A 13,694-nucleotide genomic window follows, 5' to 3' on the forward strand; every position below is an offset into this window, starting at 1 on the left:
GCAAACCGGGCCGGAAGGCGGAAAACAGGCGCTGGTGCCGGCCGGCCGCCGGTTTTCGGCGCAGGTGCCGTCCCGTTCAGCCGCCCAGCCCGGAGGATTACCGCCTGGCAGTGGGGGCCCGTTTTCCCCTAACGCGGGGCCGGAGTTTTGTAGTGGGTCGTCGGCTGGCTGCGCAGCTTTTCGGCGCTGAACTCGGGCGTGATGTCCCGCTGCGGGTCGCCCAGCATTTCGTAGCCCACCATAAACTTGCGCACCGTGGCCGAGCGGAGCAGGGGCGGGTAGAAGTGCAGGTGCAGGTGCCATGCCGGGTGCTCCTGCCCGTCGGTAGGGCGCTGGTGCAGACCGGCGGAGTAGGGAAAGGAAATCTGAAACAGGTTGTCGTAGCGGATGGTGAGTTGCTGGAGCGCGGCGGCGAAGCTGTCCTTCTCGGCCGCTGTGAGCTGCTCGATGGACGCGACGTGGCGGCGCGGCAGCAGCAGGGTTTCAAACGGCCAGGTGGCCCAGTAGGGCACCAGCCCCACGAAGTGCTCGTTCTCCAACACGATGCGCTGGCCTTCTTTCAGCTCCAGGGCCAGATAATCGGTGAGCAGGCTGCGGCCATGCCCGGCGAAGTAAGCGGCCTGCTGCACGCCTTCCCGGGCGGGCTCGCCCGGCACGGTCTGCTGCGCCCAGATCTGACCGTGCGGGTGGGGGTTGCTGCACCCCATCACCGCGCCCTTATTCTCGAAAATCTGGACGTGGTTGATGTCGGGCCGGGCTCCCAGGGTGAGGTATTCCTGCACCCAGACGTCCACCACGGCGCGGATGTCGGCCACGGGCATTTCGGGCAGGGTCAGGTCGTGGCGGGGCGAAAAGCAGATGACGCGACAGAGGCCGGTTTCAGCTTCGGCCCGCAGCAGCCCGCCAATATTCACCCCGCCGCCCTGGCCCTGGGGCTGCAGGGCCCCGAAGTCGTTGTCGAAAACGTAGGTGCCGGGGTAGGGCGGATTCTGCTGCCCGTTGGCGCGCACGTTGCCGGGGCAGAGGTAGCAGGCAGGGTCATAGGCGGGGCGCGTATCCATCTCCGGGGCTTCCTGCTGCCCCTGCCACGGCCGCAGCGCCCGGTGCGGCGATACCAGAATCCAGTCGCCGGTGAGCGGGTTGTAGCGGCGGTGCGGGTGGTGGGCGGTATCGAACATGGGAATCAGTTAGCAATGAGCAATTAGCAATGAGCAGTTATCAATGAGCAATTATCAATGAGCAATGAGCAATTATCAATGAGCAATGAGCAATTATCAATGAGCATTCAAATGCCGGAGCCGTCTAAGCGCTTGCCTAACAGCCACCAAAATGAGGTAGAATTGCTCATTGCTCATTGATAATTGCTCATTGATAATTGCTCATTGATAATCGCTCATTGATAATTGCTCATTGCTAACGGCTCAACCACTTCCACGCCGTTTACGATGGTAACGTTGTAGGTTTCCAGCGGCCGGCCGAAGTGGCTGTCGTAGGCGGCTTTCACGTGGGTGATAAAGCGTTCGGCGTGTTCGGTGGCCACCAGGTTGATGGTGCAGCCGCCGAAGCCGCCCCCCATCATGCGGGCCCCGTAGATGCCCGGCCCGGTTTGGGCCAGCGCTACCAGCTTGTCCAGCTCCGGGCAGCTCACCTGGTAATCGTCGCGCAGGCCGGCGTGGGAAGCGTAGAGCAGCTGGCCCATCGCGGCCAGGTCGCCGGCGGCCAGGTGGTGGCCGGCCTGCTCTACCCGGTGGTTTTCCTCCACCACGTACCGGCACCGCTTATGCACCACCGGCCCCAGCTCGTCGCGGTGGGCCTGCACCTGGTCTAAGGTGGCGTCGCGCAGGGTCCGGACGTGGGGATAGTAGCGCTGCAACACGGCCACGCCCTGCTCACACTCCTGGCGGCGGGTATTGTATGCGGTGCTGGCCAGGGCGTGCTTCACGCCCGAGTTGCAGAGCACGAGGCGGCAGGCGCGGGTGTCGAAGGGAAAGTACGCGTAGTCCAGGGAGCGGCAGTCGAGGCGCACCACCTGCCCGGCCTGGCCGAACAAGCTGGCGAACTGATCCATCAGCCCGCACTGCACCAGCGCGTATTCGTGCTCCGCCTTCTGCGCCATCAGGGCCAGCGTCATCCGGTCCAGGTTGGTGCCCAGCAGGGTGTTGAGGGCGAAAGCCAGCCCGCACTCCACCGCCGCCGACGACGACAAGCCCGCCCCGATTGGTATGGTGCCACCAAACACGCAGTCGAAGCCCGGCACGCGGATGCCGCGCTTTTGAAACTGCGCCACTACTCCCAGCAGGTAGTTGGCCCAGGCCGTTTCGGTCCGCTGCACGGCGGTTGCTGCTATCGACAGGGCTTCGTTCAGGTCGTAGGCCCGCAGATTGATGGTCGGACTCTGGTTCAGGGCCACGGCGAAGTACATTTCCTTGTCGATGGCCGCGGGCAGCACGTAGCCGCCGTTGTAGTCGGTATGTTCCCCGATCAGGTTGACGCGGCCGGGGGCGCGCACCAGCAGGGGCTCCGGGGTGAAGTGCTGACGAAACGAGGTGACAATGGCCTGGCTAAGCATGGGCTAGCAGATAAAACCGGCGGGAAGGGAAAGCGGCAAGTTGCTGATAAAAAATAAATCACGGCAGTTTCCGGGTCCGGGTACCGCCGCTGGACAACGTGAGGTTTCCCTTCGCGAGTCGTTGCCGGCGGCCCCCGCCGACCCGGGCCGGGCGTCGCGAAGGAAAACTTCGCGGCCTGGATGAGCGGCCCCCCGCCGCGCCGGAAGCATCGGAACCAGGCTACCCGGAACCCCTAACGGCGGCCCGGGCGGTACCGCTACCGACGGCCCCGGGCTATTCCGAGGCCTCACTGGTCAACCGCCGGGCCTTGTCGCGAATGGCCGGACTCCCGCCACGCGATTGGCTAGAGCCGGAACTGCAGGCTGAGCTTCACGCCGAAATTGCGGGCCTCGGGGGCGTCGCGGTAGGTGAGGCGGTGCAGGAAGTCGACCCGGGCCACCTTGAAGATGTTCTCCACGCCGTAGCCGACTTCCGCGTAGGGCACCGCGCCCAGGGCCTGAAACGTGGGCAGCATCTCCCCGTTGGTGGGGTCGAGGCGCGGGCTGAGGCGGCGGTTGGCCTGGCTCACGCCCCCGTAGAGGATGTTGCCGGTAGCCAGCAGCCGCCAGTTCAGCTTCTGAAGCCCGGGCACCGAGTTCAGAAACAAGCCCTCGAAGTGGTCTTCCACCCGCACCGAAACGTACTTGTCGCTCACGAACTCGAAGAAGCGCATCAGGTTGAACGCCGACCCGTTGTAGAACGGCGACTGGTTGCCGAGGTGGGTTTTCAGGATGGGGTAGGGCACCGTGCTCGGGATGTAGCCCGCCTCCACGCGGTAGTCGGCGCGGCCCAGCTGGCCCAGCTGCACACTTTGGGTGATGACGGCGTTGAGCTTCTGGTACTTGAAGTCGCTGCCCAGCACGTGGTTGGCGCCCATGGTGTAGCGGAATACAAACACCGGCCACCGCATCAGGCCAATGGCTTTACGCCGGTTTTCGGTTTCCACCAGCACCTCGTCGCGGGCGTAGCGCGACTCCAGGATAACTTCGGCCAGGGTGAAGTCGGCCGCCGTGGGCGCCCCCGGCTCGCGCCGGTCGGTGTTGTAGTAGGCAAACCGGTAGAGTGGGCGGAAGCTCTGCCGCCGCACGGTTATCTTCTGGGTGAAGCCCCGGAACAGGTCGGTTTGCAGGAAGGCCGACGACAGGTCGCGCATCAGCGGCCGGCCCCGGCGCACGTTGCCCAGGCGGGCGGCGGCATCGAACAGCGGGTTTTCCTGGCCGAACTCATTGTCGAGCAATGCCACCTGGTCGAGGTCGTGGCGGTATTCCACCCCGGCCACGGTCCAGTGGTTCCGCTCGATGATGCGGTTGATGCGCAGGCCATACTTCAGCTCCTCGTCGCGGGTGCCGTAGGCCAGGTAGGCGCGGCTCAGCCAGTTGCGGCTCAGCTCGGGGGTGGTCCGGAAGCCCAGGCGCACCCGGTGGCCCTCCACGTTGTTGAAGCCGTAGGTAGCCAGCACCGGGCCTACGTCCAGCTTGCCCACGCGCTTGTAGCCGTTCACCAGAATATCGGCCAGGTCGAGCACCGAGCGCACGCTGGGCAGCTGCTTCACCGAGTCGAGCATGACGAAGGTGTGCTGCTCGGCCCGGCTGAGCGAGTCGGGCCGGTTGCGGTCAAAAAAGTCCTGGGGCAGCTCGTAAGCATTGGCCGCGGTTTCCATGGGCCGGTCGTAGAAGGCCAGGTCGTGGGCGCGGCTGCGCTCGAAATTAGAGTTGAGGGTAGTGAAGCGCACCAGCATGCCCGCCTGCTTGTCGGCCGGCGTCACGCCGATGGCCACCCGGGTGCGCACCGGCAGCCCGGGGCCGGCGGTGGGTGGGGTCAGCTCCTGAAACACGGTGAGCTGGTTGACGAAGTTGAGGTTGGCCTGGGGGCTTTTCTTCAGCTCGACGCGGCGCAGGGCGTAGGTGTCGGCCGTAATCCAGATGGTGCCCACGAAGGCCAGGTCCTGGGCCCGGCGCGGCGTCACGCCCAGCTGGTAGCACCAGTCCGGGCCGATAAGCACCGAATCCTGCAGGTCGTACTCGTAGGCCAGCCGCCAGCCGTCGGCAATGGGCGAGATGAAGTCCTTGCCCAGGATGTTCTGCCAGTTGGGGTAGAAGTCGTAGTCCTGAAACGAGGAGCCCAGAATCTGGGATAGCACCGACCCCTCGCGCGGCCCCAGCCCCCGCATCTGCGACCGGCGGATTTCCTCGCGCCTGCGGACGGGCCGGTTGTGCACGTAGAAGCGCGACAGAATTTCGGAGGCGAAAATGGGCAGGTTCGCCGGGTTGGCCGCATCGTGGGGCTGGCCCAGGGTGTCGGCCAGGGCCAGCATGTCGCGGATCGCGCGGCGCTTGGCCAGCCGGTCGGGCAGGTTGGTGAGCGTGGTCTGAATCCGGTTGTAGCTGTCGAACTCGAAGGCGTCCAGGCTGCGCTTGTCGTTCTGGGGTTTGTGGGTCTGCACCCGCCGCAGAATTTCGTAGGCCGGATTTTCGCGGGGCCGCACCACCACTTCGCCCAAAGAAAACGCGCCGGAGCCCAGCGCGAAGTTCACCGTTTGGCGGGCCTGGTTGCCCACCCGCTTTTTCAGCACCGCAAACCCCAGTGCCGAGGCCGCCAGCGTGTCGGGGGGCTGCGGCACGCTCAGCTCGTAGCGGCCCTCGGCATCGGCGGTGATGCCGATGGAGGTGCCGGGCACGAACAGCGACGCAAAGGGAATGGGTTGGTCAGTGCCGGCTTCCGTCACCCGGCCCGCGAAAACAATACGCTGCGCCTTTACCGGCGAAACGCCACCCAGCAGCAGGAGCAAAAGCAGAAGCAGCGGGCAAACGTTTCTCATGAAGGCACTAAAGCAGTAGCAAGGAATAAGCTGAAAAAACCGGCGGGGGCTGCCAGCGCCCAAACCCGGATGAGCAAGCTAACCAAAAGGCCGGCCGTTCCCGACGGAATCCGGAAAATTGATTCGTAAGGTTCACCGGCGCCCGCTCACCGGCTGCCGGCCCCGGCCCCGGGGGTTGCCTGGCCCAACGCGGCGCCCACCGGGAAGGTGCTAAAGCCCCTCCGAAATTTATGCTCGTCACGCAGTAGGGGCGGGGCTTGCCCCGCCCCTACTGCGTGACGAGCATACTTATAAACAGGTCGTCGGCTGATGGGCCGGTCAGGTGCCCCGGCTGCTTCAAGGTTCAGCCTTCCACCGCTACCGCGGGCACTCCTCCCGGGTCAGGGTTTCGTTGATGGTCATGGCGGCCTGCACCCCTTCGGCGGCGGCAATCAGGGCTTTCTGCGCGCCGGGCGTTGCGTCGCCGGCGGCGTAGATGCCGGGGCAGCTGGTTTGCCCGCCCTTGTCGACCCACACCGCCCCCGTACTGGTACGGCGGCAGCCCAGCCGCTGAGCCAGGTCGCTGCGCTGGTGTTGGGCCGGGTGAATGAACACTGCCCGGCGGGCCAGCTTTTCCCCGTTTTCGAATACGATGTGGCGTAGCTGCCCGCTCCGGTTACCTTCCAGGTGGCTGATGGGCTCTTCCCGGACCTGAATCTTCTGGTGGCGCAGCCGCCGCCGGGCATTATTGGTCAGGTGGCCCGGTCCATCGGTACACACCACCACGTCCTTCGACCAACGGCTGATTAGCAGGGCCAGCCCCGTAACGGTTTTGCCCTGGCCATACACCGCCAAGGGCGTGTCGCGCACTTCCCAGCCGTGGCAGTAGGGGCAGTGCAACACGCCCCGGCCCCACAGCTCCCGCATGCCCGGCAGGGGGGGCAGCTCGTCGGCCACGCCCGTAGCGAGCAGGATTTTGCGGGTGGTAGCCGTAAACCCGCGGCCGGTGTCGCCTTCCGCCGTCAGCCCGAAGCCGTTGGCCGTGGACTCGATGGCCGTTACGTACGCCGTCCGTACCTGCACGGTGGTATAAGGAGCCAGTTGTTCGCGGCCCAGCCGCAGGAGCTCGGCCGGCTTCACGCCGTCGCGGGAGAAAAAGGCGTGCACGGCCGGCGACGTCACGTTGCGCGGGGCGGCGCTGCCGCAGACCAGCACCCGGCGCAGGCAGCGGCCCAGCAGCAGCGCGGCGCTCAGCCCGGCACTGCCGGCCCCTACTATTATCACGTCGTAGTCGGTGAGCGGTTGCGCGGGGACGGAGTGGCGCGGAGCGGCGGGTCTGGACATGGCAGCGAAGATATCAACTGACCTATACCGCTAAACCGGCGGCGCGGTTGGGCCCGGCCGGCGGCCGCCCACCGCCGCTAAAAACAAAAGAGCCTCTCCGGGGGGGAGAGGCTCTTTGGCCGGCAAGCCCAAAGGCTTATTGTTTCACTAAGGTCTTCGCGATTTTAATCCCCTGACCACGTACCAGCACGAGGTAAGTGCCTGGTAGCAGCCGCTGCATGTCGAGCTTGTGAACGGCTCCGGCAACGTAGCTGTTCGAGCTGAGCGTGCGGCCGGTGGCATCAACCAGAGTCACCTGATACGAGCCGGCGGCCAGCGCCGTCAGATCTACCGTCGTGTTATCGGTGGCGGGGTTTGGATACAGCTCCAGCTTGCCCGCGGCCACATTCTCCGAAGCAAAGCTCAGGGCCCGTACCGGGCTTAGGCTGGTCGTACCGTCGGTGTCGACCTGCTGCAAACGGTAGTACGCTACGCCCGCGCGCCGGGTGCCGATGCCGGCATCGATGAAGCTGTAGCTATGCGACTGGGTGCTGGTGCCGTGGCCCTGGATGGTGCCAATGGCCTCAAACTGATCCTTGCTGATAGAGCGTTCCACCGTGAAGTGGTCGTTGTTCTTCTCCGAAGCGGTGGTCCAGCTCAGACGGGCATCGCGGCCCACGGCTTTGGCTTCGAACACCGTCAGCTCGACGGGCAGCGGGCTGCTGCCGACGTTGATGTTGAAGCCGCTCAGGCTCAGCCCGCCGGTGTTATCCGTCGTTTGCACCTGCATGGGATAGGTGCCGGTCTTGATCAGGTTGCGGTCGGCTACTCTAAAGCGGCCGGTGGCCGCGTCGAAGCCCACGCCTGTCGGCAGCGTAGAGTTGCTGAGTACGGCGTTGGTGATGGTGCCATCGGCATCCGAAACGGTGGCCAGGGTGTAGTCGTTGGCGTAGGGACCGGTTTTGGCCGGAGCAGCGGTGTATACCGCTTCGGTTTCGAACAAGTTGACTCCAACGGCTAGTATTGATTTGCCCCCCTTATTATCGACGGTACTCACCGTGAAGGAGTAATTGCCGTTGACGCACTCACTGGTATTGCTTACGCTACATAACCCGGTGGTAGCATTCAATGCTATACCAGCCGGCAAAGCACCTGCTGAAAGTACCCCCGAAGTAACGGCGCCATCAGCATCGGTTACCGTAGCAAGTGAGCTGCTTGTAGCCAAGGCATCACGGTTGAATGATTGGGTAACAGAATATACGGCTTCCACATCATCCACGATGGTGATGGTAACAGGATTGATGGTCGTAGTGCCACCCGCAATGTCCGTAGTGGTCACCGAGTAAGTGTAGGTGCCCGCCAATGGAACCGAAGTTGAGTTAACTGTGAACTGCCCGGTGGTGGCATTGAATGACATGCCGTTGAAAAGCGTACCGTTCAAAGTTGCATTCGTGACCGGACCATCCGCATCTGTAACCGTTGCCAGCGACGAGCCCGAAGTCAGAGCATCGCGGTTGTAGGTATTGGCAGTGGAGTAAGCTGCTTCAGTGTCGCTGGCTATAATTTTGATAGTAACCGGAATAGTTGTCGTAGTACCCGGCCCGGAGGTAGTAACCGTAAAGGAATACGTGCCGGCTGGGACAGCATTTTTGTTATCTCCGTAAAAAGTGCCTGCAGCCACGGTGAAAGCATTTTGACCATTGCCCAATGCGAGAGCTGTTGTAGCAAAAAACAGGTTACTTGGTAAATTACTGCCAAAACGAGTTGCAGTAGTTATAGTACCATCCGGGTCAGTTACAGTTGCTAACCGGTAGTTATTAATCGTTGCGGTAGTAGTAAATACGTTCGGCGAGCTATACACGGCCGGCTGGTCGGCTACTGTCAAGGCATAGTTGACATTTGGGCTAACTCCGCCGAAGGGGTCGGATACGAAATACTGGAAAGTAGCCGAGGTGGGAGTGGCAGTAGCGCCGCGCCGGAATTCCAGCGTGGTGGCCTGGGCGGCCGTCAGGGTTACGTTGCTACTGCCCGCAACGGCTACCCGTGTGCCGTTATTGGTGTAAGAGACGGTACCAAAGCCAGTCGCCGGAATGCTCGTGCCCACGATAGTAAAAGTCAGCGGGTCGTTGTCCTGGTCGGTACCCGTCATGGCTGGCAAAGCCGTGAACACGGCGGTATTAGGAGAAACGGTAGCTGACTTGAGTTGCGCCGTTGGGCTCTGATTGACGGTGGTCGTTACCTTGGCCGCGGCCAGCGAACCGTTGTTGTCGGCAGGGGCCGCGTCGTCGGTGTCGATGGTGCAGCTGGCCGTGCCCGTTACAGGTGTAGCCGGCATATTGAACCGGATGAGCGACGTGCTGCTGGCTCCAACGGCCAGCGTAGGAACCGTGGCTAGCGTCAACAGGCCCGTAGCATTGTTGTAGCTGCTGCCGGTCGGAAATACCGGGCTCTGCGAGTTCAGGTCAGCACTGAGCTGCACTTTAGGCTGCACGCCGGTGGCACCAAAGTCACCGGAGGCCGTGGTGGTTACGGTGTAGGTTACCTGGGAGGTAGGAATGGCCCGGGCCGGGCCGCTGAGCGTAGTCGCCACGTTCGCCTGCGTACACCACTTCATGTAGTCGATGGCGATGTACTGGTTGCCTGGAGCAACACCAGTAATCAGGTTCTGGTAGATGATCTGCAGGCGGATGATAGGCTTAAGCAGCACTATCTTGACGCTGGCCGTCGTGGCAAGGTTGTCAGAGGCCAGAATGCCTCTTATAAGGTTTCCGGTCAGGGTGTTGTAAGTCGTATTGTTCGTAACCTCCGCGTCCGCAGCCGACGACAGGTTGAGCACGGTGCCGTCAGCCAGCACGGCATTCAGGGTCACCCCATCAACGAATGAGCCGGCACCGAAGTCGATGTCCTGCATGTTCATCTCGAAGTTGTTGACCGGGCGGTTGAAGTTATACGTGATCTGGGTAGAAGTCAGCGCCGGATTAGCGGTAGTGGTAAGAGTAGCGTAATCGGCCTGCCAGGACAAAGGCGTGCCATTGGTGGTGTTAAACACGCCGCCGTTAGTGCCTGTCGTCAGGATCGTCTCAGTGCCGGTACCGGGCTCCTGGTAGGTGCCGGCCGTGCTGATGGTGGTGTTGGTGCTGCCGCCACCCGCGTTTACCGGGGTGCGGTTTTTCCAGTCTCCGGTATTAGTCCCAAAGTCCAGGGTGGTCGTTGTAGCGCAGGGGGCGGCCACGCTATTGGCAGTTTTGGCTGCCAGAGATGCCTGCCAGAGGGCATCCGCTTTGCGCGAAGCGGGAGTGCTGAGCTGGGGCTGTCCATTGCTGAGCTCCATATGCTGGTACTGGACCTGCGCGGTTGCTCCCAGTGGCACCAGGGCCAGCAGCAGGAACCATAACTGTAAGATTTGTTTCATATGCAGAGGGTTAGGTGTGTTTTTGTTGGAAAAGGCCGCTCGGTTAAAGGCTGACGAGCCGGCAAATGCAGAAAAGAATCAGGGGTAGCTCCCTCAAAAAAACGGCTCTGAGGCAATGGTCAGAACGAAGCAACAGTGCGGCTAATGAGGTGAAGGTGAAATGTTAGCTACTCTGCCGGATAAATATTAGCAGGGCTCTGAACCAGGCGGCCGGCTCCCAGACCAACGGCTTGTTTCAAGACGCTGACTGTTGCTAGATCCTCAAGATAACAGCTAGTTACAGTTACAAAAGTAAAATGTTTTTCTCAGCAAATCTGCACTTTTCGCCGAAACTCTTTTTTTGCCCGACTAAATCGGGCCAACCACAGTTATACTTCGGTATAAAGGCCTGTAAAAAGCAGCTACCCTAAATTGGGGAGAGGCAAGATAGCAGACGTAGGTGCTTTTGCAGCATTCGGGGTTTAAAGAATGATAAATTGAAATAAAAATTACTATTTGAACTATTATAATATTTTATAAAACTTTTATAAGTATAAGTTTTCTGGCTGAAGCGTTGCCCGGGGGCTTAAGCAGGTTTGTGATTATTCTGATACGAAGGATTGGGGTAACCAGGATCTGGTAGTACAGCGCCGACGCTGCGAGCTGATCCTGCTCCGGAAGTCCAATCACGTCAGCGTTTTCCGGCACTGTAAGGCAATAAACCAAAGCCCGGGCCCCTGATGAATATCAGGGGCCCGGGCTTTGGTTTATCCAGGATGAGCTTACCGTCCGCTGGCAAGCACGAGCTGCTGCACTTCGTGGTTGAAGCCGACCTCCTGGGTCAGCTCTTCCAGGTTGTGGTGCAGACGGTACTTCCAGAAATGGGTAGGATTGGAAGGCACGTTGATCTGCTCGTCGAGCGGGTTAGCGCGGCGCAGGCCTTTATCCATCGCCAGCAGATCCTGGAGCGGGAACACGGCCCACATGGCCGGGGAGTGCAGGTGCTGCACCGTAATTTCGCGGGCCACCCACGGCTCGCAGTAATACGGGGCCCTTTCGCCCCAGTGGCCCAGAATGGTTTCGAAGAAGCGCTGGGTACGGGCCGGGTCTTCTTCCCACCAGCCCCGCACCGTGCTCATGTCGTGGGAGCCCGGGCTGACCACGGACAGGTAGGGAGCGGCGTCGGGGTGGCCGAATTCCACGCTGGGGTCGGCGGGCATGCGCTGGATGTTGAGCCCCAGCATGCCCAGGGCCTTCATCACGCCCGGCACCGAGGCGGGTACCATGCCCAGGTCTTCGCCGCAGATGAGCATATCGGTGGCGTAGCGCACCGGGGGCAGCTTCACCAGGCCCTGCGCCCGCCAGAAATCCTCGTGGCGACGGTAGAAGAAGTCGTAGTAGATGTCGGCCATGCGGGAACGGTCAGCGTCGTTCAGCTCGCGGAACGAGTAGCTCTTGTCCACAGTAATGCGCGGATGGTAGGCATCGGCGCCGGTCTGGACGAACAGCACTTCGTTGGTGAGCTGGTAGAGGCCGGTGCGGAGCCACGTCAGATGCTCCGTCAGGCCCGGCTCGGCGGCCAGCTTGAGGGCGAAAACCTGCTCAATCTCGCGCTGGGTGCGGAAGCCTTCCCGGAGCAGAAACGCGCCGTGGCCGGCATCTTCCAGAAACTCCTGGCGCACGGCTTCCGCCTGATCCTTAAAGATATCGGTCAGCATGTGCCAGCGGATGTAGGGCTCGCCCAGGCGGCCGTAGTCGAACCAGCCGAGGCGCTGCTCAATCTCCTGCCGCGACATGGGCAGCGCGGGCGAGAAGTGACCCAGCAGGCCTTCCACCGAGTGCGCCGGCATCTCCCAGATGCGGAAGAAGCCCAGAATATGGTCGATGCGCAGGGTATCGAAGTAGCGGGCCAGGTGGCTCATGCGCTGCTTCCACCAGGTGTAGCCGTCTTCGGCCATCCGCTCCCAGTTGTACGTCGGGAAGCGCCAGTTCTGGCCCGTGGTGGAGAAGTCGTCCGGTGGGGCGCCGGCCTGCTGGTCCATGTGGTAGAGCTCGGGCTGGGTCCAGGCGTCCACGGAATGGCGGTAGATGCCAATGGGCAGGTCGCCTTTCAGCACCACGCCGCGCTGGCGGGCATACTCCACGGCTTCGCGCAGCTGCTGGTCGAGGTGAAACTGGGTGAAGAAGTGCAGCCCTACCTCGTCGAAGCCGGGCTGGCTGTCGTCGGTGAAGCGGTCCAGGTTCTGCGGCGTCTGAAACTCGGCGGGCCACTGGCTGAAGTCGGCGGTGCCGAACCGGTCGCGCAGGGCGCAGAAAGCGGCGTAGGGCACCAGCCAGCTGTGCTGCTCGGCGCGGAACGCCCGGAACGCCGGGTCGGCCAGGAACTGCTTCTTTTCCTGCTGGTAGAGCTTTTTGATAAAGGCCCACTTGGCGTTCATCACCGGCTCGTAGTCCACGAAGTCGCGGCCGTTGAACTCGTCCCGGAGGCGGGCCAGCTCGGCCCGGTCGGCCGGGTCGGCCAGCTCGGCCACCTCATCCAGGTTGAGGTACTGGGGGTGCAGGGCAAACACCGAAATGGCCGCGTAGGGGTACGAATCAACCCAGGTGTGGGTGGCGGTGGTGTCGTTGATGGGCAGAATCTGCACCATTTTCAGCCCCGTGCCGGCGGCCCAGTCCACGAGCAGCTTCAGGTCGGGGAACTCGCCCACGCCCAGGCCGCGGCGGCTGCGCAGGGCAAAAACCGGCAGGGCCACGCCCGCGCCGCGCCAGGTGGTAGCGTAGCGGAAGGTTTCATCGGCCCGCACGCGCAGGGTTTTGCGCTCCGCCGAGGCCGTAATCAGGCGGTCGTCGCCGGTTTCGAGGCAGACGATTTTCTTTTCCCGCGGGTCCCAGATACCATACTTGTACTGCCCCGTGCGCTCCGGGTGCTCCAAAGCCACGTCGGCCGTCCAGGTAGGGTAATGCTGATCGGAAAGGACCACGGCTTTGCGGGCGTCCCAGGCGCCCAGGGCCGGGTCGGAGCCCAGCACGCAGAGCAGCTGGCCGGAGTCGACGCGGGGCGCGGAAAGCTGGAAGCGGACCACCGAATCGGCGAGGCGGGCGGCCGGCTTTGGGCTTTTGCCCGTCGCTGCCGGGCGCCGCATCAGGGCTTTGGTAAAGGCGGCGGTGTGCAGCTCGTTTTCGGGCTGGGCCGCCGGCCGCCAGTAGTCTTCCAGCACCACGCGGCTGAACGGCCGGCCGTCGTAGTCGACGCTGCGGTTGCCCCCCCATTCCCAGTCCTGACTGTCGGTGCGGTCATCGAGCAGCACGTATTTATACTCCACCGTTCCGGGCTGCTCATCGGGCAGGCTGATTTCCTGGCTCCAGGTGCCCGCGGCGGGCTGGTAGTTCAGGCTCAGGGCGTGGTCGAGGTTCCAGGAGCCGAGCGACGGCTCCGAGCCGCAGACGACCAGGCGCTGGCCCCAGGTGGTACGGAAGGGCAGCGTAAAACGAAGAATCATAAAAGCGGGAATCTAATGGGGGCGAAAGATACTAGAGTAGCGGGCGAAGTTACGCGTTGCCAGGCGCTGGAAAG

Annotated in this window: 6 protein-coding genes; all 6 read right to left on the reverse strand. The window is 62.6% G+C overall.

Going from position 1 to position 13,694, the window contains the following annotated elements:
• Nucleotides 1-128 precede the first annotated feature (128 nt).
• The 6 genes from ABD833_RS16465 to ABD833_RS16490 all read right to left on the reverse strand — a co-directional run bounded on the left by ABD833_RS16465 (nt 129) and on the right by ABD833_RS16490 (nt 13,620).
• The gene (locus ABD833_RS16465; protein WP_345074469.1) at nt 129-1,178 is read right to left on the reverse strand and encodes a UDP-glucose--hexose-1-phosphate uridylyltransferase; all 1,050 of its coding nucleotides are present in this window, start codon (nt 1,176-1,178) and stop codon (nt 129-131) included.
• A 215-nt stretch (nt 1,179-1,393) separates the two neighbouring features.
• Nucleotides 1,394-2,569 carry a galactokinase gene (gene galK, locus ABD833_RS16470; protein WP_345074471.1) on the reverse strand — a complete coding sequence of 392 codons (1,176 nt, stop codon included), beginning with the start codon at nt 2,567-2,569 and terminating at the stop codon, nt 1,394-1,396.
• Between the two features lie 344 nt (nt 2,570-2,913).
• The gene (locus ABD833_RS16475) at nt 2,914-5,397 is read right to left on the reverse strand and encodes a DUF5686 and carboxypeptidase-like regulatory domain-containing protein (protein ID WP_345074472.1); all 2,484 of its coding nucleotides are present in this window, start codon (nt 5,395-5,397) and stop codon (nt 2,914-2,916) included.
• 387 nt (nt 5,398-5,784) lie between these two features.
• Complete coding sequence (locus ABD833_RS16480; RefSeq protein ID WP_345074474.1) at nt 5,785-6,750, reverse strand: NAD(P)/FAD-dependent oxidoreductase; 966 nt, start codon at nt 6,748-6,750, stop codon at nt 5,785-5,787.
• 136 nt (nt 6,751-6,886) lie between these two features.
• Entirely contained in the window at nt 6,887-10,141 is a 3,255-nt protein-coding gene (locus ABD833_RS16485) for a beta strand repeat-containing protein (protein WP_345074475.1), read from the reverse strand.
• A 761-nt stretch (nt 10,142-10,902) separates the two neighbouring features.
• A complete protein-coding gene (locus ABD833_RS16490) occupies nt 10,903-13,620 on the reverse strand; it encodes a 4-alpha-glucanotransferase (protein ID WP_345074476.1) in 2,718 nt (905 codons plus the stop codon).
• Nucleotides 13,621-13,694 lie beyond the last annotated feature (74 nt).

The sequence above is a fragment of the Hymenobacter fastidiosus genome (assembly GCF_039539565.1).
Taxonomy (GTDB): Bacteria; Bacteroidota; Bacteroidia; order Cytophagales; family Hymenobacteraceae; genus Hymenobacter; species Hymenobacter fastidiosus.

What these genes read in the sequence shown, in the direction of transcription:
- ABD833_RS16465 (WP_345074469.1), bottom strand. Translation starts at nt 1,178, where the DNA reads ATGTTCGATACCGCCCACCACCCGCACCGCCGCTACAACCCGCTCACC.
- galK (WP_345074471.1), bottom strand. Translation starts at nt 2,569, where the DNA reads ATGCTTAGCCAGGCCATTGTCACCTCGTTTCGTCAGCACTTCACCCCG.
- ABD833_RS16480 (WP_345074474.1), bottom strand. Translation starts at nt 6,750, where the DNA reads ATGTCCAGACCCGCCGCTCCGCGCCACTCCGTCCCCGCGCAACCGCTC.
- ABD833_RS16485 (WP_345074475.1), bottom strand. Translation starts at nt 10,141, where the DNA reads ATGAAACAAATCTTACAGTTATGGTTCCTGCTGCTGGCCCTGGTGCCA.
- ABD833_RS16490 (WP_345074476.1), bottom strand. Translation starts at nt 13,620, where the DNA reads ATGATTCTTCGTTTTACGCTGCCCTTCCGTACCACCTGGGGCCAGCGC.